Source organism: Pseudomonas quasicaspiana (assembly GCF_021147825.1).
GTDB classification, from domain to species: Bacteria; Pseudomonadota; Gammaproteobacteria; order Pseudomonadales; family Pseudomonadaceae; genus Aquipseudomonas; species Aquipseudomonas quasicaspiana.
Map to the genome: position 1 here is coordinate 1 of NZ_JAGTPI010000006.1, position 22,099 is coordinate 22,099.

The 22,099-nt window shown below is 58.4% G+C and carries 14 protein-coding genes; 10 read left to right on the top strand and 4 right to left on the bottom strand.

Going from position 1 to position 22,099, the window contains the following annotated elements; genetic code table 11:
- Positions 1-452: 452 nt before the first annotated feature.
- Entirely contained in the window at positions 453-2,564 is a 2,112-nt protein-coding gene (locus tag KDX30_RS05935; protein ID WP_231675243.1) for a TonB-dependent siderophore receptor, read from the bottom strand.
- A 587-nt stretch (positions 2,565-3,151) separates the two neighbouring features.
- On the opposite strand from KDX30_RS05935, the gene KDX30_RS05940 reads away from it, so the two are divergent.
- From KDX30_RS05940 to KDX30_RS05955, 4 genes are all read left to right on the top strand, one after another.
- Complete coding sequence (locus KDX30_RS05940) at positions 3,152-3,589, top strand: DUF2946 domain-containing protein (protein WP_231675244.1); 438 nt, start codon at positions 3,152-3,154, stop codon at positions 3,587-3,589.
- Between the two features lie 89 nt (positions 3,590-3,678).
- Positions 3,679-5,073, top strand: coding sequence for a PepSY-associated TM helix domain-containing protein (locus KDX30_RS05945; protein WP_231675245.1), 1,395 nt, complete (start codon positions 3,679-3,681; stop codon positions 5,071-5,073).
- A gap of 125 nt (positions 5,074-5,198) precedes the next feature.
- Positions 5,199-5,804 carry an SCO family protein gene (locus tag KDX30_RS05950; protein WP_027902096.1) on the top strand — a complete coding sequence of 202 codons (606 nt, stop codon included), beginning with the start codon at positions 5,199-5,201 and terminating at the stop codon, positions 5,802-5,804.
- Positions 5,804-6,298, top strand: coding sequence for a copper chaperone PCu(A)C (locus KDX30_RS05955; protein ID WP_231675246.1), 495 nt, complete (start codon positions 5,804-5,806; stop codon positions 6,296-6,298). Before KDX30_RS05950 ends, KDX30_RS05955 begins: the two co-directional genes overlap by 1 nt.
- A gap of 45 nt (positions 6,299-6,343) precedes the next feature.
- Here KDX30_RS05955 and KDX30_RS05960 read toward each other — a convergent pair whose 3' ends face one another.
- Positions 6,344-6,859, bottom strand: a complete 516-nt coding sequence (locus tag KDX30_RS05960; protein ID WP_231675247.1) for a GNAT family N-acetyltransferase — start codon at positions 6,857-6,859, stop codon at positions 6,344-6,346.
- Between the two features lie 221 nt (positions 6,860-7,080).
- Positions 7,081-7,986 carry a LysR family transcriptional regulator gene (locus KDX30_RS05965; RefSeq protein WP_231675248.1) on the bottom strand — a complete coding sequence of 302 codons (906 nt, stop codon included), beginning with the start codon at positions 7,984-7,986 and terminating at the stop codon, positions 7,081-7,083.
- Between the two features lie 106 nt (positions 7,987-8,092).
- Between KDX30_RS05965 and KDX30_RS05970 the strand changes: the two genes are divergently transcribed.
- The 6 genes from KDX30_RS05970 to KDX30_RS05995 all read left to right on the top strand — a co-directional run bounded on the left by KDX30_RS05970 (position 8,093) and on the right by KDX30_RS05995 (position 15,955).
- On the top strand, positions 8,093-9,100 hold the full coding sequence (locus KDX30_RS05970) for a zinc-binding alcohol dehydrogenase family protein (protein WP_231675249.1): 1,008 nt from the start codon (positions 8,093-8,095) through the stop codon (positions 9,098-9,100).
- 107 nt (positions 9,101-9,207) lie between these two features.
- The gene (locus tag KDX30_RS05975; RefSeq protein WP_231675324.1) at positions 9,208-10,341 is read left to right on the top strand and encodes a major royal jelly family protein; all 1,134 of its coding nucleotides are present in this window, start codon (positions 9,208-9,210) and stop codon (positions 10,339-10,341) included.
- A 22-nt stretch (positions 10,342-10,363) separates the two neighbouring features.
- Positions 10,364-11,017, top strand: coding sequence for an oxygen-insensitive NAD(P)H nitroreductase (nfsB, locus tag KDX30_RS05980; RefSeq protein WP_231675250.1), 654 nt, complete (start codon positions 10,364-10,366; stop codon positions 11,015-11,017).
- A 486-nt stretch (positions 11,018-11,503) separates the two neighbouring features.
- Positions 11,504-13,225 carry a type I secretion system permease/ATPase gene (locus tag KDX30_RS05985; RefSeq protein ID WP_231675251.1) on the top strand — a complete coding sequence of 574 codons (1,722 nt, stop codon included), beginning with the start codon at positions 11,504-11,506 and terminating at the stop codon, positions 13,223-13,225.
- Entirely contained in the window at positions 13,218-14,588 is a 1,371-nt protein-coding gene (locus KDX30_RS05990; protein ID WP_122395002.1) for an HlyD family type I secretion periplasmic adaptor subunit, read from the top strand. Before KDX30_RS05985 ends, KDX30_RS05990 begins: the two co-directional genes overlap by 8 nt.
- Before the next feature lie 2 nt (positions 14,589-14,590).
- Positions 14,591-15,955 carry a TolC family outer membrane protein gene (locus KDX30_RS05995; protein WP_231675252.1) on the top strand — a complete coding sequence of 455 codons (1,365 nt, stop codon included), beginning with the start codon at positions 14,591-14,593 and terminating at the stop codon, positions 15,953-15,955.
- A 299-nt stretch (positions 15,956-16,254) separates the two neighbouring features.
- Here the strand turns inward: KDX30_RS05995 and KDX30_RS06000 are convergent, their stop codons facing one another.
- A complete protein-coding gene (locus tag KDX30_RS06000) occupies positions 16,255-21,870 on the bottom strand; it encodes a putative Ig domain-containing protein (protein ID WP_231675253.1) in 5,616 nt (1,871 codons plus the stop codon).
- Between the last annotated feature and the right edge of the window lie 229 nt (positions 21,871-22,099).

The window sequence follows — 22,099 nt, forward strand, 5'->3', positions numbered from 1 at the left end:
ATCGATGCACAGACATCGGGAACTGAGCAGTTGTCATCAAGAACCATGCTCGCAGCACGTTGCTTGAACTCGCGGGTGTAGGTCTTTCGCTCTTGCATGAAACCTCCTGATTGGGCGAATCATATCGCCCTTAAGAGGTGTCCGGGATCATTAAGCCAGTTCAGGCTTGCCCGCGAAGTACGATGACGCGGTGCTTCTGGCCTTCCGAGTCGACTGATTCGCGGGCAAGCCTCGCTCCAACAGAAAAGCCCCATTCATTCAGTATGTTGCATTTTGTTTGATTAGAGGTCTCTCAGTGTTCCTGACACAGCGCTGTCGCGCATCAAACATGGGACCCTGTAGGAGTGAGCTTGCTCGCGATGAACGATTACCCGATATATCTGATACACCGAGGTGCCTGAATCGCGGGCAAGCCCAGCTCCCACAGGAGTGAGTCGGGCCCGCGATACCTGTTACCAGCTGTAGCTCAGTTTCGCTGTGACTTCGCGACCAGGATTGTAGAAGTCCGCAGTACCTGAACCCACCACATGCTGTTCATCCATGATATTGCTGACGTTGAGTGCCAGATCGGTGCCTTTGGCAATCTGGTATTTGAACGCTGCATCAAAGAGGGTGGTTGCGTCACTCATGCCGCCGGTGTTGGCCGCATTGAAGTAGTAGGCGCCGATGTATCGGGCACCCAGGCCTGCGCTCATTTTTGTACCCGGGAAGCTGTAGTAGCTCCACAGCGAAGCCGAATGCTTCGGTACAGCGGTAAACTGGTTGCCCTTCAGATCTGTGCCGTCAGCTAGCGTGCCGCGAACGACGTCCGATTTCATGAAGGAGTAGCCACCAATCAGGCTCAGGTTCTGAGTCAACTCGGCCTTGGCTTCCAGGTCGAGACCGCGAACTTTAGACTCGCCAACCGTTTCTTGTTCGATGGTGCCATTCGACTGCACAACAGCGATGGAAACGTCTTCCTGGGTCAGGTCATAAACGGCTGCCGAGAACAACGCGTTCATACCCATCGGCGAGTATTTCACACCCAGCTCATACTGCTTGCCACGCTGCGGAGTAACGCCAACCGTTGGCGGGGAAACAGATTCCACCATGCTCACATAGGTAGAAACTTCATCGGTGACGATATAAGTCAAAGCGCCGCGAACAGAGTTCTCCGAGAAGCTATCCGAGACTTTGGTATCGGTAATGTCAGTGCTGGACAGATCCAGAGAGTCATTACGCGCACCCAAGGTGACGATGAAGCGGTCGTAGAAGGACAGGTTCTGCTGCGCGAACACGGATTTGGTCGTGTAATCCTGTTTGTTGCGACTGAACGGCGCCACGTTACGAGGAACGCCGGTGTACACCGGGTTGGCGACATCAATTGATGTAGTCGTGGTATAGACCGAAGTATCTTTACTTTCGTCATTGCGATATTCAACCCCCACGATCGAACTGCTGTCGATGTCCTGGAAGCGTGCATCATATTGCAGCATCACGTTGCCGTTGACCTGCTCTGCCTCTGTGTCTGTGCCAAACAGAAAGCGATCCACGGTAGTGCCTGTGCGGTTGCTCGAATCGAGGAAAACGTAGCCGAAATCGTCAGTCAGCTTGCTGTAGCGCAGGTTGCTGCGCAGCACGAAGCCATTGTCAAAGTCGTGAGTGATATTGCCGCTGATGGTGTTGCGCTCGACATCGTGAAAGTTGTAGCTAGGCTCGCCAAAGAATTTGCTCCGGTCGTACTCTTTGTCTAGCGGATAACCACCGCTGTTGGGCGAGCTCTTGGTCTTGAGGTGATCAAAAACCACGGTTGCCGAAGTAAATTCGGTCGGCGCCCAGGTCAGGCCCCCCATCAAGAACTTGTTGTCGTCCTGAGAGTGGTCATATTCGCGTTCACTGTCCTGGAACTTGCCGGTCAAACGATAAGCCAGTGTTTTATCGTCGTTGAGCGAATCCCCCACATCGAGTCCCGTCTCCTTGTGATCGAAGGAGCCGTAAGTGACATAGCCTTGGCCGAACTTGTCGAAGCGCGGCTTTTTGGTCACGAAGTTCACCGAACCGCCTGGATCTGCCGGGCCGAATAATGTGGAGTTGGCACCACGCAGGACCTCGACGCGCTCGTAGGCATAGGGTTCCTCGCGTACACCGCGCATCGACCCAAGAGTCATCCCGTCACGATAGGTCGAAGCCTGAAACCCGCGAATAGTGAAGTAGTCGTTTCGGTCGTCGGTGCCGTAGAAGTCGGTGATGACGCTAGGTGTGTACTGGAGGATTTCTTCAGTAGTGTTAACGCTCCGTTGTTCCATTTCCTTTTGGGTGATAACAGAAACGGAAGCGGGTGTATTGAGAATGCTGGTAGCAACTTTACCGCCTACCCAAAGCTCTTGAGCGACCACTGAGTTGGCGTCTTCATTTACAGCTACGTTGGAGTTAACGATGATCGGCGCCAGGCGATAAGCTTCGTCCTCGGCGGCATTACTAGTCTCTTGGGCTACTGCGCCGAGTGGTGCCCATAGGAGAGCCGTAGCGATCGCACTTCGGCGTGCCAGAGGAGTGTTGGCAAATCTGGTTTTGTTATTGGTCATGCTCGATATCCTTGATGAGTCAAAAGCTTCCGACGCTAGCTCCATGAGTTTTTATCGAGTCAAAACCTTAAGGTTTGCGGCGCGAGCCGTATTCGACAAAGTCATCGCAACGTTGAGTATTCGTACTGTTGATACGCGGCAAGAACGCAGAGTTTGTTCGCACGAAACTCCCGTTTTAGGGCTTTTCATGGAGCGCTCTCTAGCTTTCAGGCAGGGTTGCCCTGTTATTTATGGTGAACATAGACAACTTGAGGGCGTACAAGATGACGCGATCCTAACAAGGTGTGAATACGACAGCAAATACAAATCGTTATCAGTCATGAGCTTTCTAGTAAAGATTTGCTCACACGCCTTGGCGATTTGACGCTGGTTCAGCGAGTGCTCGTGCAGATCACTTTCTATTCGGTGATGTCATTGGGGCGACCAAACCCTGGTTGGAGCGAGGCTTGCCCGCGAAGAACGATAATGCAGACTTCCTGCAACGCCGCGTCGTCCCATTCGCGGGCAAGCCTCGCTCCAACGGGATTGCGATCAACCATTGACCTGCGTCCTGTCCTGCCCCCGGCTGAAATGCTAAATTAGCCGCCATGAATTTCTTCCGAACCCATCGCTCGCCCATTGCCTGGATGCTGTACGCCTTCATCCTGTTCAATGGGCTCGCCTGCGCCATGAGTCATGGCCAGATGATGGGTGCGTTTTCCGGGGAGCCCGCAGCGGCGCCTTCCCATCATGAGCATCACGGCAGCGCTTCCATGAGCGATGCGCATCACGAGATGTCGATGAGCATGTCGATGCCGATGCCGATGCCGATGGACAGCGCCAGCAAAACCATGGCGACGCCGGGCAGCCTGCAATCGCTGTTCGGCGACTGTTCTTTTGCCGGGACGTTGACCCTGGCGATGATTTTCTTCGTCGCCCTGAGCTGGTTGATCCGTACCCGCAGTCCTCGTTTCATCTTCCCTACGCTCTGGCCGGGCCTTACGTCGCGCCAGTGTTTCCCCGGGCTCAACCCGCAGGCTCCCTGACGGCACCCACTCGCCGTTAAAAACCAATATCGATTTTTTGCCTCGCCGGGATCGTCCCGGTCGGGCGCGTTTAGCCGTTGGTGAGCCCTATGTCTGCTTTACCTGCACAGTCGTCGTCGAGTGCGTTTGTCGCGCTGACGAAACGGCTGCACTTTTACATCGGCCTGTTTATCGGGCCGTTCATTCTGGTCGCGGCACTCAGCGGGGTTATTTATGCCCTGACGCCGCAGATCGAAAAAAACCTCTACGCCCATGCCCTGCACACCGAAACCCAAGGCCCGGCCTTGAGTCTCGAAGCCCAGGTGCGTCTGGCTCAGGAGGCCGCCGGTTCCGGGCCGACGGTCGCCGCCGTTCGTCCAGCGCCCAATCAGGGCGATACCACCCGCGTGATGTTCAACGTTCCGGGGTTAGGCGAATCGGAGCATCGTGCGCTGTTTGTCGATCCGGTCAGCGGAGAGATTCGCGGCGACATGAAGGTCTACGGCACCAGCGGAATATTGCCGCTGCGCACCTGGATCGATCAGTTCCACCGCAGCTTGTTGTTGGGTGACGTCGGTCGCATCTACAGCGAGCTGGCCGCTTCCTGGCTGTGGGTCGCAGCAGCGGGGGGGATTGTGTTGTGGGCGGTGCGCCGCAAACGTGCCAGGACGCTACGCAGTGGTTTGCGCAGCTGGCATGCCAGCGCAGGGCTGTGGTTGATGCTGGGCTTGTTGTTTTTCTCGGCGACCGGTTTGACCTGGTCGCAGTACGCGGGCGGGAACATTGGTGTGCTGCGCGCTTACTATGGCTGGTCCACGCCCAGCGTTGCGACGACGCTGGCGAAACCGGCCGACAGCGCAATGAACATGAACATGCCGATGGACGAGCACGCCGAACATCACATGCACATGGCACCTGCTGCCTCGAACAGCGCGCTAAATCCTGCACTGTTCGACAGCGTTATGGCGACTGCGCGGAGCGCTAATATCGAAGCGGCCAAGTTAGAAATCCGCCCGTCGAGCAAGCCGGATAAAGCCTGGGTAGTCGCCGAGATTGATCGCAGCTGGCCGACCCAGGTCGATGCAGTCTCAATCAATCCGGACACCCTGAAGGTGGTCGATCAGGTTGAGTTTTCCCAATACACGTTGCCTGCCAAGCTCACCCGCTGGGGCATCGACGCGCACATGGGCGTGCTGTTCGGGCTAGCCAATCAGTTGATTCTGGTGTTTTTTGCCACCGGACTGGTGATGATGGTGATCATCGGTTACCTCATGTGGTGGCGCCGCAGGCCGACCCTCGGGCGGCAGCCGACCGTTGTGGATGCGTGGCGTCAGTCAGGCCTTGTTGCCAAAGCCGCATGGCTGCTCGCGGCAGTGGGACTTGGCATTTGCTTGCCGGTGTTGGGCTGGAGCCTGCTGGCGCTGGTGATCTGCGACCTCATCGTCACGTACCGCGCGCCGTCTGTCGCCTTTGTGCGCAGTCAGGGCCATGCAGAAAGGCCATGAAGCATTTTCTGACATTACTACAGCGACTGTAGGAAATGTCACAGGTAACCTACGCGGCTTTAGCAGCACAGAGAATTTGACGACGGGGCAGTTGGTTCGCTCCGTTGTTTTTCAAGAGGCCACACATGAACACATTACTGACCCGCCGCCAGCTTATCGGCGGCTTGAGCGTGCTGAGTCTGGGCGCGCTTGCCGGTTGCGGTGATTCAAACAAGTTGTCGTTCAAGTACGGCAAGGATTTGAGCGACAAGATTCTCGGCCGGACCTTCAAACTGAAGGACCCCCAGGGCAACGTGAAAACCCTGTCGAGCTTCCGCGGCACCATGCCTATGGTGTTTTTCGGCTTCACCCAATGCCCGGCGGTTTGCCCGACAGCGCTGGCACGTGCGGCGCAGATCAAGAAGTTGATGGGCCCGGATGGCGATACGCTCCAGGTGATCTTCATCACCGTGGACCCGGAGCGCGACAAGCCGCAAATGCTTGATGCTTACGTCAAAGCGTTCGATCCGAGCTTTGTGGCGTTGTACGGCACCCTCGAAGAAACCGCCGCCACGGCCAAAGAGTTTGGCGTGTTCTACGAGAAAATCCCGAGCGGTGACACGTACACCATGTCCCACACCGCCACCAGTTACGTCTTCGACACCCGCGGCGTGCTGCGCCTCGGCCTGTCTCATTCCCTTTCTGCCCAACAGTGCACAGAAGATCTGCTGACTGTCATGGAGGTCTGCTGATGAACCTTGAACGCCCGAAAACATTTTTCAAGCAAGCACTACTGGGCCTTTCGTTGCTGGGCCTCGCCGCTCAGGCTTCAGCGCAAACGGTTGTTGAAGACGCATGGGTCCGTGCAACGGTGCCGGGGCAGGCGTCCACGGGTGCATTTCTGACGTTGAAGGCCAGTGCCGACAGCAAGTTGCTGGAGGCTCAGTCACCCGTGGCGAAGCTCGTGCAGATTCATCAATCGAGCATGAAAGACGATGTGATGAGCATGCATGAAGTGACTTCGGTTGCCTTGCCTGCAGGCCAGCCAGTGGTACTGGACCCGAGCAGTTATCACATCATGCTGATCAACCTTACGGCTCAGGTGAAAGAGGGCGATAAAGTCCCGCTGACCCTGATCGTCGAAGATGGCAAAGGCGTCAAACAGTCGATCGCTGTTGAAGCCACGGCCCGAGCGTTGAATGCGCCGGATCATGGCGCGATGCATGATCACAGCAAGATGCACTGATGCGTTGACTGTCGTCGGCAAGCTCTATCCGGGCTTGCCGCGACATCAGCTCCGGTTCGCCAGAAACACCAGACTGGGCGCTTGCCCCGGCACATCGTCCAGCACATCAACACGGTTCATGCCGATCTTTTCCAGCACCCGAATCGAGGCCTGATGAGTCGGCCTGACCAGCCCGTATACCTTGGGTAGCTTCTGTTCGTTGAAGGCATAGTCCAGCGTCGCGCTGGCCAGCTCCGTCGCATAACCCTTGCCCCATGCCGGTACACCAAAGCGGTACCCCAGGTTGACCCGCTCGACGTCGAGATACTTCATCAACGCCACACCGCCGAAACCGATGATTTCATCCGGCGCTTCCCGAGTCGCCACCGCCCACCAGCCATAACCCTGTTCCTGCCAGTGACGCATCCAGGCGTTCAGGAATATTTGCGCCTGCGCCAGCTCTTTCATCGGGCCGTTGGGATTGAACATGTTGGTGGCTGGATCGCTGTAGATGGCGAACATTGCAGCCAGGTCATAGGGGCGGGGTGGTCTGAGTAGCAGTCGTTCGGTGGTTCTTTGCATGGGTGGGTCCAGTTTTCAGCTGTGCTCATCAATGATTATGGCTTTGAAACGCATTCCCTGTAGGAGCCAACACATAACAATCTGATTTGAAATGAGGTTCCTGTAGGAGTGAGCTTGCTCGCGATGGCGTCAGTTCAGACGATATATTCGTCGGCCAAAAAACTGAATCGCGAGCAAGCTCACTCCTACAGGTCCTGCGTCCGGCTTTGATTTCTATTACCTCAAATCAAACCAGGCAACTCCTGCTCAAGCTCCGCAAACTTCCCCTTCAATAACGAATGCAATTGCTGAATCGCCGGGGAAAACTGTTTGCGGTGCGGGCATACCAGATTCAAAGGTACAGGTTCACCAGGATAGTCCTGCAGCAAAATCTCCAGCCGTCCGGCCTTGATATCTTCACTGGCGTCCAGCCACGATTTATAGGTAATCCCTTCCCCCGAAACCGCCCAGCGCCGCGCCACGTCGGCGTCATCACAGAACAGCGGGCCCGAAACAGATATCACCCGAGCGCCCACTCGCCATTTGTCATAGCTCCGTCCGCCCAGGGTGTAGAGCAGGCAGTCATGACGCAAGAGGTCATCCGGCGTCTGTGGCCGTCCGTGCTTTTGCAGGTAGTCAGGCGAGGCCACCAGCACCCGTCGATTCCACGATGCCAGCGGCAGGGCAATGTAATGGGCGTCTTCAAGCAAGCCATAGCGGATCGCAACGTCCACCGGGTCGCGGAACATGTCTGCCACCTGATCGGATAAGAACAAGCGCATCGACAGGCCAGGATGCTCGCGCCGAAACCCGGACAGCCATGGCAGCAGCATGTTACGCCCCAGGTCCGAAGGTGCCGCCACTTGCAGCACACCGCGCAATTCAGCGCTTTCGCGGCGGAGTTTTTCGCGACCCTCTTTAAGCGTATCGAGCACGGTTTGCGCATTGGGCAAATATTGCTCGCCCTCAACGGTCAGGCGCAGGCTGCGGGTAGAGCGCGCGAACAGGCGCACATCCAGCTCGCGTTCCAGACGTTTGATTGCCGCCGCCACTTGCCCCGGCAGCAGATCGACTTCTCGTGCTGCGTTGGAGAAGCTGCCCAGCGCTGCCGTGCGGACGAACAAGGCAAGGTCATCAATGCGGATCATCTTCACTCCAGCTGTGAAAGTGTTGGCGCATTTTAGGGGTTTTTCTTTGTCGCAGAGAAGGTGAGTATGTCTCCACGTTTTTGAACCCACTTTCAAAGGATTTCCCATGAAAGCTATCGCCTTTACCCAACACGGTCTGCCGATTGAAGATCCAGATGCACTGCTCGACATGGACCTGCCCAAGCCTGCGCCGGGGCCTCGTGACCTGCTGGTGGAAGTCCACGCTGTTTCGGTCAACCCGGTTGACACCAAGATCCGCGCCGGTTCAGGGCCGACCGAGCCGAAGGTGGTCGGTTGGGACGCCGTCGGCACAGTGCGTGAAGTGGGCAGTGACGTGACACTGTTTCAGCCCGGCGATGAAGTGTTCTACGCCGGTTCAATCGTGCGCCCGGGTAGCTACAGCGAATTCCATCTGGTGGATGAGCGCATTGTCGGCCGCAAGCCCAAATCCATTGATAACGCCCACGCAGCCGCTTTGCCTCTGACGTCCATCACGGCCTGGGAATTGCTCTTTGATCGCCTGGGTGTGGAAGAGGGCGGTGGCGAGGGCGAAAGTCTGTTGATCATCGGTGCAGCGGGTGGCGTCGGTTCGATTCTCGTCCAACTGGCCCGCCAACTGACCAAAATGACCGTGATCGGCACCGCTTCGCGCCCTGAAACTCAAGCGTGGATCAAGCAGCTCGGCGCGCATCATGTCATCGATCACAGCCAGCCGTTGGTGGCTCAACTGGAGCAGATTGGTGTTGGCGAAGTGACTCATGTCGCCAGCCTGACCCACACCGACAGCCACTTCACGCAATTGATCGAAGCGCTGCGCCCGCAAGGCAAACTGGCCCTGATCGACGACCCGAAAAGCCTCGACGTGGTGCCGATGAAGCGCAAGGCACTGTCGTTGCACTGGGAACTGATGTTCACCCGGTCCCTTTATGAAACCCCGGACATGATCAAGCAGCATGAGCTGTTGAATCGCGTTGCCGACCTGATTGATCAAGGCGTGCTCAAAACCACCCTCGGCGAGCACTTCGGCACGATCAACGCCGCTAACCTGCGCCGTGCTCACGCCGTTGTAGAAAGCGGCAAGGCCAAAGGCAAGATCGTCCTCGAAGGCTTCTGATTTTTATCAATATGTCAGTGGCTGCCTGCGTCCAGCAGGCAGTCGGGAGAATGTTCGTGTTCAAGAAGTCCTTTTTTGCTGTTTCTGCCTTGGCGCTTGGTGTGGCCATGACTGCTCACACCGCATTGGCGGCACCGGCAACCGATTTTTCAGCAAGCGCACCGGCCGACAAGTCCATAGGCCAATTGCAGCAAGTCTTCGCGTTCCACGACGCCATGCCCACGGGCGTGACCGTGAGCGAAACCGGCCGTATTTTCGTCAACTTCCCGCGTTGGGGCGATGACGTGCCTTTTACGGTCGCGGAAATTCGGGACGGCAAAGTACAGGCTTGGCCGAACACACAGATCAACAAGGAAGATCCCCAGGACCCGGCCAAGGGCCTGATCAGTGTGCAAAGCGTAGTGGCTGACGGGCAGGGTCGCGTCTGGTTGCTCGACACGGCTGCTCCCGGTTTTGCTGCTCCCAAGCCAGGTGGCGCGAAGCTGGTGGCGGTCGATCTGGCGAGTAACAAGGTGGTGAAAGCGCTGGTCTTCCCGGCCAACGTCATTCTGCCGAGCACTTACGTCAACGACATGCGTTTTGATTTTCGCCATGGCAAGGAAGGCACGGTCTATGTCACCGACTCCTCTGTGAGCGGGCCAGGAGCAATCATTGTTATGGACATCGCTACTGGTAAGGCGACGCGGCGTTTGAGCGGTGCGAAGTCGACATCGGTTGATCCGTCGTTCATTCCGGTCGTCGAAGGGCAGGCCGTCATGGCCACGGGCGCTGATGGCAAGAAGAAAGCGCCAGCGGTTGCTTCCGATGGCATCGCACTGTCGCCAGATGGCCAGACTTTGTATTTCAGTCCGCTGTCGAGCCGTCATCTGTATTCCGTACCGACCAGCCTGTTGCGAGATACAAGCGTCAGCGAGAAGGCACTGGACGCAGCTGTTCAGGATCTCGGTGAAAAAGGTGCTTCCGATGGCCTGGAAGCGGACGCGAGCGGAGCGGTATATGCCACTGATTACGAGCACAACGGCATCCGCAAGCGACTCGCGGATGGCACTTGGCAAACCATCGTTCACGATCCTCGGGTGTTGTGGCCGGATACCTTGTCTATAGGTCCGGATGGCTATCTGTATTTCACCGCCAACCAGTTGCATCGCCAGGCCGGTTTCCAAGGGGGTAAAGACCTGCGCCAGAAGCCTTACAGCCTGTTGCGGGTAAAAATCAACGCAGCGCCAGCGCCGACTCGCTAAGCATTTTTGACCGGAGAACACCATGGAACTCGCCAGCCTCGCCAAAACCCGATACACCACCAAGGCCTACGACGCGACCCGCAAAATCCCTCAGGCCAGTATCGATACGCTGCTGGACCAACTGCGCCTTAGCCCGTCGTCGGTGAATTCGCAGCCTTGGCATTTTGTGGTCGCCGCCGACGAACAGGGCAAAGCACGCATCGCCAAAGGTGCGCAGGATGGTTTTGCCTATAACGAGGCGAAGATCCTCAACGCGTCTCACGTCATTGTGCTGTGCACCCGCACCGAGATGACCGAGGATCACCTGCACGCTGTGCTGGATCAGGAGGATCTGGACGGTCGCTTTCAGAATGCCGAGGCCAGGGCGGGTCAGGACAAAACCCGTCGCGGCTATGTCGATATGCACCGCTATGACCAGAAAGACGTGCAGCACTGGATGGAAAAGCAAACCTACCTGGCACTGGGCACCTTGCTGCTGGGCGCGGCTTCGCTGGGGCTGGATGCCACGCCAATGGAAGGTTTTGACTTCAAGAAACTCGACGAAGAGCTCGGTCTGCGCGCTCAGGGTTTCACCAGCCTGGTGATCGTCAGCCTGGGTTATCGCAGCGAAACCGACTTCAACGCCAAGCTGCCTAAGTCGCGTCTGGCTGCCGAATCGGTGTTTACCTTTCTGTAAGTCGCACAGTGAACGGCAGGTCCCTGGCTGAAGCTGCCTCGGCCTGCTGTTCGCGATCAGTGTGTTGCACGACTTATCCCAAATCCCCGCAGAAAAAAGCCCACCAAACAGGCACTAAGCTGGCCAAGTGCTGTCAATCACTTGCGGATTGCCGGGACATTGACGCGGCGCCGCGAACATTGAATCTGCAGACGCGACGCTGGTGCCAATGGCACCGCGCTGACGCGCAGCAAACACAGGACCTGTAGGAGCGCGCTTGCCCGCGATTCGGTCTGTCAGTTGATGGATATATCGACTGTGCTGACGCGATCGCGGGCAAGCGCGCTCCTACAGGTAAAAAGCATTCCAATTCAGCGATAGCGGTGTGGCAGGCTGAAAGCTTTCGCAGCCTTCGGCGGCTCCTACAGGATTGGGTTTACCTCCAGATAAAACCCGAGCGCATGGATTGCGATCAATACACTGACTCTTCTTTTCGGTCGATACCCTATGCGCTTCCTGCTTGATCCGCGTCATGACATTGATGCCGCTTTGCTCTGCTACCGCCGGGTGTTCTGGTCGTTGGCGCTGTTCAGTGGGGTGATCAACCTGTTAGTGCTGGTGCCTTCGCTGTACATGATGCAGGTTTACGATCGTGTGCTTACCAGCCGGAACGAAACCACTCTGGTCATGCTGACCCTGATCGCGCTGGCGTTGTTCATGTTCAGCGGGATGATCGAGTGGGTGCGCAGCCACGTGATGATTCGCATGAGCGCGGGTCTGGATGAGGCGCTGGGCGAGCGTGTGTTCGACGCCGCATTTGCCCGCAGCCTGCAAGAGCACAACGCCAATCCGGCGCAGGTCCTCAGCGATCTGACCAGCCTTCGTCAGTTGATCACCGGGCAGGGCTTGATTGCCTTGCTGGATGCTCCGTGGCTGCCGATCTTTCTCTTGGTGGCGTTTGTTATTCACCCCTGGTTCGGTCTGCTGACGCTGGTGCTCGCCCTCGTATTGATCGGTCTGGCGCTGTGGGGCGAACTGGCGACGCGGGCCAGTCTGGGTGAAGCCAACCGCGTGAGCGTGAGTTCGGCGGGGTACGTCAACAGCACGTTGCAGAACGCCGAAGTGATCAGGGCGCTGGGCATGCTCGGCCCGTTGCGCCAACGCTGGAGTCTGTTGCAGCAGCGGATCATTGCCGCCCAGTCGCAAGCCAGCGACCGCAGCGCTCAGATCACCTCTGCTACCAAATTCGTCCGTATTTCCGGGCAGTCGCTGGCGTTGGGGCTGGGCGCCTTGTTAGTGCTTGAGGGCCAGCTTTCGGCGGGCATGATGATCGCCATGTCGCTGTTGCTCGGCCGCGCGCTGGCTCCGGTTGAAATCGCTATCGGTTCCTGGAAGCAGTTCAGCTCAGGGCGCCAGAGTTATCAGCGCTTGAGCCAGCTATTGACTCAGCATCCCCGCGAACGACTGCGCATGCCATTGCCGCCACCCACAGGCGCGGTGCGTTTGGAGCAACTGTATGCGGGACCGCCGGGCGCGACGCAACCTATCCTGCGCGGGATCAATTTCGCCCTCAGTAAAGGCGACGTGCTTGCGGTGATCGGCGCCAGTGCCAGTGGCAAGTCAACGCTGGCCAGAGCAATGGTCGGCGTCTGGCCCGTGCTGGGCGGTTCGGTGCGTCTGGATAACGCCGAAATCAGTCAGTGGACTCACGACGCCCTAGGCCCTCACTTGGGCTACTTGCCTCAGGACATCGAGCTGTTTGCCGGTAGTGTTGCCGACAACATTGCCCGGTTTGGTGAGCAGGACGCCGACAAGATCATCGCGGCCAGCCGTCATGCGGGCATTCACGACATGATCCTGCGTTTTCCCCAAGGCTACGACACACCACTGGGCCCGGGCGGGCTCGGCTTGTCCGGCGGTCAGAAGCAGCGTCTGGGCCTGGCCCGTGCGCTGTATGGCAATCCGGCATTGATCGTCCTCGATGAACCCAACTCCAACCTGGATGAAGCGGGCGAGCTGGCATTGATTCAGGCGGTCAAGGCACTCAAGGCTTCCGGCAGTACCGTGGTGTTGATCACCCATCGGCCAGGCATTCTGGCCGTGGTCGATCACATTCTGTTGCTCAGAGACGGCGCCCAGCAGGCCTTTGGTCCAAGGGATCAGGTGCTCAAGGCATTGATGCCAGCCGATAAAACCGCTCCTGTCAGGGTAGCCAACAAAGATGCGTGATCTTGATCCTGGCGCCAACGTGCGCATCGACAATCCCGTCAGCGTGCGTAACCCCGGTGCCGCGCCCAAGGCCAGTACCGACGCGGGCGGCGCTGCGCGTTACGGGGTCATTTTTCTCTGTGTCGCTCTGGGCAGTTTTCTTCTGTGGGCGTGCCTTGCGCCGCTTGATCAAGGCGTCGTGGGCAGCGGCACGGTGGTGGTTGCCGGTGAGCGCAAAGCGGTGCAGTCGCTGGTTGGCGGTGTGGTTGAGAAACTGATGGTCAGCGACGGCGATCACGTCAGTCAGGGCCAATTGCTGGTGCAGCTCAATACCTTGCGCGCGCAGTCGCAGCTGGACGTCACCCAAGGCAAGTTACTCAATGATCGTGCGGTGGAAGCGCGGTTGATCGCGGAGCGTCTGGGCAACCCGAGCATCGAATGGCCGCCTGAATTGCTGGAGCGCGCTCAGGAGCCACGAATCAAGGCGGCCATGGCGCTGCAGACCCAATTGTTCGAAACCCGTCGCGCCGAATTGGCCAGCCGCCTGAAAATCATCGAGCACGAAATCGAGTCGTTGCAGCAGCAACTACGAGGTTACGAAGGCGTGAAACGGAATTTCGATGCGCAGATGCAGTTCCAGCAGCAGGAACTTGAAGGCCTGCGCGAACTGGCGCGTGAAGGGTATGTGCCGCGCAGCAAGCTCTACGAAGCCGAGCGCAACGGCGCGTTGCTGGCGGGGCAAATTTCGTCCGGGCAGGGGGATGTTGGCAAAACGCGTCAGGCGATCAATGAAAGCCGACTCAAGATGCTGCAGACCCAACAGGAGTTTCGTCGCGATGCCGAGACCCAGCTCAGCGAGGTTTCCGCCGAGGCAGCAGGCTTTGCCGATCAGATCAGTGCGTTGCAGTTTGAAGTCGAAAGCGGTGCCATCCGCGCGCCGGTTTCCGGGCAGATCATGGACGTAACGATTCACACCGTGGGCGGTGTCGCGCAGGCCGGCCAAAGCCTGATGCAGGTCGTGCCGCTGGATGCGCCGATGGCAATCACGGCGCGTTTCGAACCGTTGATGGCAAACAAATTGCGACCTGGTTTACCGGTGAACGTGCATTTCACAGCGCTGCAACGGGTTGATACGCCCACTGTGACAGGTGTGGTGAGTACCGTGTCAGCGGATCAGTTGCTGGATGAGCAGACCCGTCGGCCGTATTTCTCCGCCAAGGTCGAGATCCCTGCCGAGACGGTGGTCGCGCTGCAAAATGCTGGATTGCTGGTGCGTCCCGGCATGCTTGCCGATGTCACGGTGGTGACCGGAGAGCGCACGCTGATGAATTACCTGATGAAGCCCCTGCGCGAACGGATGCTCGCTGCGTTCAAAGAGGAATGAGCATGATCCCGCGTTCTCGCCGTTCCCGTTACTTTTTAGTGGCAGGTCTCTGTGCTGTTCTCTGGACTGGCTGTGTGGTGTTCAATCCGGCATGGGCTGCTGAGGCCGGGTTGAGCCTTACCCAGGCCTACGATGCCTCACGTCTTAATGATCCGACGCTGAAATCGGCCGGTCATGCTTATGACGCGTCACAGCAGGAGGAGGCGATCGGTCGTGGCGGTCTTCTTCCGCAGGTGTCTTTGACCTCGCGCTATGGCAATGGCGGCCGCACCGATGGCGGCAGCGATAACGGCTATGTGAACAGCAATGATTATCAGGCCAACAACGTCACGCTCGCCGCACAGCAACCGCTGTATGACAAAGGGCGCTGGGCGGCTTATCAAGAGGGCAAGGCGCGCGGGGTGTTGGGGACGCAGCAGTTCGATCTTGCCAATCAGAGTCTTTATGACCGGGTTGCCAAGGGGTATTTCGATGTAGCCCGTGCCGAAAACGAGATCAAGCTGATCGCTCAGCAAAAAGCAGCGATCAGCGGCCTGGTCACGCAAAGCCAAAAACTGTTCAAGTCTGGGCAGGGCGCTATTACCGACATTTACGAGTCGCAGTCTCGTCTGGATCTTGTTGAAGCGCAGGAGACAGAAGCCATGGCGCGGCGCACGGCCGCGCTGCGAGCGTTGTCTGGCCGCGCGAGCGTGCCGATTGATGATATTCAGCCGATGCGCGAAGAACTTTCCGCCGCCAGCCCGATCCCTGCTGAACAGGATTTGCCTTACTGGACGGCCATTGCCAAGGACGCCAGCCCGGAGCTGGCAGCGCGTCTGGCGGCCATGAGGGTGGCCGAGGCGCAGGCTGATACGCAACGTGCCGGGCATTATCCGACGCTGTCATTGACCACTCAATTGACGCGTCGAGAGACCCGCCAGTATCAGGACCTCGATCCGCGTCAGGACACGTATTACGTGGGTGTCCAGCTGGATATCCCGTTGTATCGCGGTGGCTCGGTTCGAGCGTCGGTGGCCAAGGCCGAGGCGCAACTGGCTGGCGCGCAATCAGACTACGACGTGCAGCGTCAGCAACTGGCGGAAGACATCGAAACGGATTACGTGGGGGTAGTTGCCGGGTTTGCCAAAAGCAAGGCCATGCAGCGTGCGGTGGAGTCCAGCCAGCAAGCGCTGACCTCGACCGAGAAAGGTTTTCAGGGTGGTGTTCGTTCGACGGTGGATATCCTTGATGCACAACAACGCGTGTTTCAGGCACGCCGTGATTTGCTCAACGCCAAGCTCGACATGCTGCAAAGCTATGTGAGCCTGCATACCCACACCGGCCTGATGAATCGCGGTGTGCTGGAACAGGTGCAGCGGTTGTTTTAATGCCGCTGCGATCTTCCAGCCGACTCAGATCCATGTGGGAGCCGGGCTTGCCCGCGATACAGACACCGCGGTCTGGCAGGCAGATCACCGAAACCTTATCGCGGGCAAGCCCGGCTCCCACAGGGAAAGTAACTCGCCATTGAGCAGTGACAAGGGAATCTGTAGGAGCTGCCGAAGGCTGCGAACGGCGGTGTCTCAGGCAAAACGCCTTCGCAGCCTTCGGCAGCTCCTACAGACCAATGTGTAGAGATCCGATGCAGCCCTGATATCAGAAGCCACACCGGATCCCCTCACACTGATCAGGCCGTAAAGTCGCTGGCGTGCAGCTCCTTGACACCGACCAGCTGGATTTCGAACTCCGCGGTGGCGTCCGCATTCAGGCTGCCGTAGAGGATGCCGTCGGCGAAACGAATCTGGCCGGTGGCGTCTGCGGTGTCGAAGGCGTTGCTGCCGATGAACTTGAAGGCGTCCATCCCGCTGGTCAGCGGGTTGGCATCCAGACCGGTGAAGTCCAGTTGATCACCATCAGCGGTTTTAAAGCCGCTGATGACGTCCCGCAAGGCACCGGTGCCCATGTCCGAAAGCGAGCCGAAGACGTAAGTGTCAGCGCCTGTTCCGCCGGTCAGACTGTCCGTGCCTTCGCCGCCGATCAGTCGGTCATTGCCTGCACCACCCACCAGCGTGTCATTGCCGGCGCCGCCATTCAGCACGTTGGCGCTGCTGTTGCCGGAGAGGGTGTCGGCATAAGCACTGCCGGTCAGGTTTTCGATGCCCTTGAGGGTATCCAGTCCCGAGCCCACGGTGTTTTGCTGCGCAGAGGTGGACAGCGTCGCAGTGATGCCCGCCAGAGCGCGCTCGAACGAAACCGTATCGTTGCCATCACGGCCTTCCAGCACGTTATCGCCAGCACCCGCGAACAGGATGTTGTCCAGCGCGTTACCGATGCCATTGGCCGCCGCGTTGCTGTCGATGTACAGGTTTTCAACGTTCGCCGTGAGGGTGTAGGTCGCCAGGCTGCTGTGAACGCTGTCGGTACCGCCCGACACCTTGTCACTGTTGGTCTCGATCACGTTGTCGCCGATGTCGTCCACGTAATAGGTGTCGCTGCCGTTGCCACCGCTCATGCTGTCCGCACCAGCCGCACCGTTAATGACGTTATTGGCCGAGTTACCGGTGATGAAGTTGCGGACCGCGTTGCCTGTCCCGTCGATTGCCGAGACGCCAGTCAGCACCAGATTTTCCAGATTGTCGCCCAGTGTCCAGCTAACCGAGGCCTGCACCGTGTCGATCTGCGCCGGGGAGGTGTTGCTTTCCACCACGCTGTCGAAGGCGTTGTCGACCACATAAATATCGTTGCCGTCGCCGCCGGTCATGGTGTCAGCGCCCAGGTCGCCGTCCAGCGTGTCGTTGCCCGAGGTGCCAACCAGCGTGTCGGCCTGATCGGTGCCGAAGATCATCCCGCCTTCGTTATGAGCGTTGTCGAAGATGTCCTGCACGCTGTTGTTGTCGTTCGGGTTGCCCTTGAAGCCCAAGTCATCAGCAATGTAGTCAGCCAGACGCTGGCCGACGATTTCTGCGGACTCTTCATGCAAGTGCCAGACGTCATCGGGATATACCAGCGGATCGACTTCATGACGCAACGGCAAGTCGGTGTAATCGACGGCCAGTTTCACGTCAGTACGTTCGGCAGCAATGGCTTCCTGTGTGGCGCGGACGTAGTCCACACCTTCAACAATCTGCGCGATCTTCTCTTCGGAATAACCCCGTGCACGGGCGGCGTCCTGGTCGTAGTGACCGGTCTCCATCATGTACACATCGAAGCTGCCGACCTGCGCGTGCAGGTAGTCGAACACCGCCAGCGTTGCCGCCTTGTAGTCAGCCGCCGCAGCCTGTTTGTCAGTGGCCCGGCCAATCTCCTGAGCTGCTTCTTCGCCCTGACCCCAGATGATGCCCATTTTGACGTTATCGATGGCCTTGAGCTCGGTGAGCTGGTTCTGCAGCAGTGCAACGGCACGCAACAGCGCCGGGCCCGGCTCGTTGGTGTCGGTCAACCACCAGCACAATTTCAGCTCTTCGGCGCCCAGTGTGGACATGCCGTTGACGGTGCTGCCACCCACTGCGATGTCGATGCCATTGCCATCAGCATCGTTGAACTGGCTGCGCACGTCGTAAGTGGTGTACTTGCTCAGGTCGTTGACCAGCATCGAGGTGCCGGATTGATCATCGTCCTCGGTCATGCGCAGCAGCCGCGCGTTGGACTGCCCGAGCGTCGGCAGGTAAAGAATGTCCTGCTGAGCACGTTGGCCGAAAACGAAGTCGTCGGCGGTCAGCGTGTTGAGGTAATTACCGCTGAGGGCGATTTCGAAACGGTTGCCATCAGCGTCGGGCACACTGGATTTGACGTAGGTCTTGTCGCCCGCCTCATTGAGGGTCATGTACAGCGTGCCGTTGCTGCCGTCGCCCAGGCCGAGGAAGCCCAGGGCCGAGACATCGATCTTGTCCACACCCTGGGTGAAGTCATAGATCGTGTCGGTTGCGGTAACCCCGCCCGCGTCATAGTCGCGATAGCTGTCGAGCACGTTGCTGTAGCGGAACGTGTCGGCACCTTCACCGCCGTAAAGCGAGTCACGTCCGGCGCCGCCGTCAATAATATCCGCCCCGGCACCCGCGCGGATTGTATCGTTGCCGCCCAGACCCAGAATCAGGTCCGCGCCTGCTGTACCGATCAGGGTTTCTGCGTTGTCTGTGCCTGCGATGGTATTGGCCGGAGCATCCGCCACCACCAATGCAAAGTTGTCACTGACCGACGCACCCGCTGGGTCGGTGGCTTTGATCAGTACGTCGTAGTTGCCTGCCGCTGTGCTGGTCGGTGTGCCGCTGAAGGTCAGGTTGACGGCGTCAAAGCTCAACCATGAAGGCAGTGCTGTACCGTCTGCGAGGGTGGCGCTGTAGCTCAACACATCCTTGTTGCCATCGGCGAAGCTGTCGCTGGTCACCGTGTACGAGAAGGCGGTGTTTTCAGTGGCGTTCTGGTCCAGCAGCGGAATCACTACGACTGGCGCGACATTGCTCGGCGTGTTCTGGTCAGCGAACACGAAATGGTTGGCCGTCAGGCTGTTGACCAGATTGCCCGCCATTGAAACCTCAAAGCGGTTGCCGTTGGCGTCGACCGTATTGTCTTTGAGATAAGTGCGGTTGTTGGACGCGTTGTAGGTGACCTGCAGCGTACCGTTGAGGCCGTTGCCCAGGCCGGTATAACCCAGCGTCGAAACGTCGATCTTGTCGGCGGCTACATCGAAATCAAGGATCTGATCACTGGCGCTGGTCGTGCTGGTGCGATAACTGTCCATCTTCGAGGTGAAGCGGAAAACGTCAGCGCCGTCACCACCGGTAAGTTTGTCCGCGCCGGCACCGCCGACAAGAATATCGTTGCCCGCGCCGCCGTTGAGCGTGTCGTTACCTGCACCTCCCAGCAATTGCTCGTTGGCCGCAGTGCCCGTCAGGGTGTCGTTGTTTGGTGTGCCATTGATGATGATCGGCGCACCCGGAACGTCCTGCACCGCCAGTGTGAAACTGTCGCTGACCGTGGCATTGCTGCCGTCAGTGGCAGTAATTTTCACTGAATAGTTGCCCGAAGCGGTGCTGTCCGGCGTGCCGCTGAGTGTGCGGCTGGCAGCGTCGAACGTCAGCCAGCCGGGCAGGGCGCTGCCGTCGGCGAGGGATGCGGTGTAGCTGAGGCTGTCATTGTCAGGATCGGTGAAACTGGTCGCAGGTACGACATAGCTGAACGCGGTGTTTTCCGTCCCATTCTGATCCAGCAGCGGCGTCGCAACGATCGGCGCCTGATTGGTGGTGGGCGCGGTGGCGAAGACGAAGTTGGCGTTGGTCAGCTTGTCGAGGTAATTGCCATCCAGCGCGATCTCGAAGCGGTTGCCGTTGGCATCGGCTTCCAGTGACTTGATGTAAGTCTTGGTCCCGGCGTCGTTGAGCACCAGATACAGGGTGTTGTTTTTGCCATCGCCCAGACCGGTGAAGCCCAACGCCGAGACGTCGATCTTGTCGGCGGTGCGATCAAAGTCGGTGATCAGGTCACCCAGGTTAGCGCCGCCTGCGTTGTAATTGCGGTAGCTGTCCGTGCGTTCGGAGAACACAAAGGTGTCCGCGCCCGCACCACCGCTGAGCGTGTCCATGCCCGAGCCGCCATTGAGCGTGTCATCGCCCGCGCCGCCAGCCAGGCTGTCGTTACCGGCTAGGCCAAGCAGGGTGTCTGCCGCCGCCGTGCCCTGCAACGAGTCGTTGCCGCTGGTGCCGGTCACCGTCCGGTTGAAGATGAAGTTGTCGGCCGTCAGCGTGCTGGTGAGATTGCCGTTCAGAATCAGCTCGAAGCGATTGCCGTTGGCATCCGCATCGTAATCCTTGATGTAGGTGCGGTCGTTGCTGGCGTTGTAGGTGAGCTGCAAGGTGCCGCCGCGACCGGTACCCAGCCCGGTGAAGCCCAGGTCGGCGATATCGATCTTGTCTTGAGTGACATCGAAATCGGTAACGGTGTCGACGAAGCTGTTCGTCGCGTTGCGATAGCTGTCGGACTGGCTGGCGAAGCGAAAGGTGTCCGCGCCCGCACCGCCGGTGAGCTTGTCGACGCCCGCGCCGCCGACCAGGATATCGGCTCCTGCCCCGGCATTGATCACGTCGTTACCGGCTGCGCCATAAAGGATTTCATTGGCGCTGCTGCCGATCAGCGTGTCGTTGCCGTCGGTGCCCTGAACAGTGACGACCGGAACGGTGGCGCTGACGTAACTGCCATCGCCATAAACCAGTGTCTCGCCCTTGGTGGTATGGCCAATGGTGTTGCCGATGATCGCGTTGCGGTCGGTGCCATCTTCGTTACGTTCGGCCACGCCGTAAGTCGACAGGTTGCTGCCGGTGATGGTGTTGCCCTGAATCGTGTTGTCGCTGCCGTTGAAATACTTGCCGGAGACGCCAAGGGTATCGTCGTAGGACTGGATGATGATTTCCGGTACACCGCCTTTCAGAGCGTTGTTGCTGAGGGTGTTGTCGGTCACGTCAACGTTGTTGCTGCCGTAGATCCGCACCCCGGCGCTGCCGTTGTCGTGGATATCCACACCGCTGAGGGTGACGTCGCTGGACAACTTGATGAGCACGCCTTCGGCACCGTTGCCGTAAACTTCGCCACCGGTGATGACGATGTTGCTCGGCGAAGGAATGTTCTCGCTGCCGCGCTGCACCACGATCCCGCCGCCGCCATTGTTGTAGGCGACGTTATTGGTCAGGGTGAAGTCGTGGGTGCTGGTGACCACGTTGAAGCCATGGCGGTCGTTGTCGTAGGCGACGTTGTTCTCGAACGTGCTGTTGCTGAGAAAGTCGGCCACGAAGCCGTCCAGGCCATTGCCGTGGGACACGCTGTTCTTGATGACCATGTTGACGGTCTGTTCGTGCGGGTCGAAGCCGTAACCGGAGCAGTCCTTGATTTCGACGCCGTCCAGGGTGACGTTGGAGTCGTAACCTTCCTGGCCGGGAATGTAACCGTTGAACCAGCCGTCGATCTTGCCGGTGGTGTTATCCCGGTTGCCATCGAGGGTCAGGTTGCTGAGGCCGAAGTCGTGGGTTTCTTCGCCGTACGCCGAGCGAATGATGCCGGTGATTTTCGTATCCGAGCCGTCAGCCACCTTGATGTTCGAAACGCCCATCCCGTCGCCGTACATGTACACATTGCTTTTGAGCATGAGGCAGCCGTCCGACGGTTCCTCACCCCCACTGACAATGAACGTCCCTGGCGGAATATAAACCTGACCCCCGCCTGCCGCTGCTGCTGCATCAATAGCCTTTTGGATGGCAGCGGTGTCATCCGTGACGCCATCTCCTTTGGCGCCAAAATTTTGGACGTTAAAAATCATGGGGTTATCTCCGTTATCAGGCTTAGGTTGCTCGGCTGCCAAAATCCAATCGGCTAGCACTCTGATATGACACGAAGACGCGTAAAAGTTGTGACCGTGCGTCGGGAAACCGTCGCCCGTTCGGCGGTTGGAAAAAACGATGTGTAACGAATGTGATTTTTAGACGTTTTGTTGACGCCATTACTTAGTGATTAATTACCACACACCCTTGTAGGAGCTGCCGAAGGCT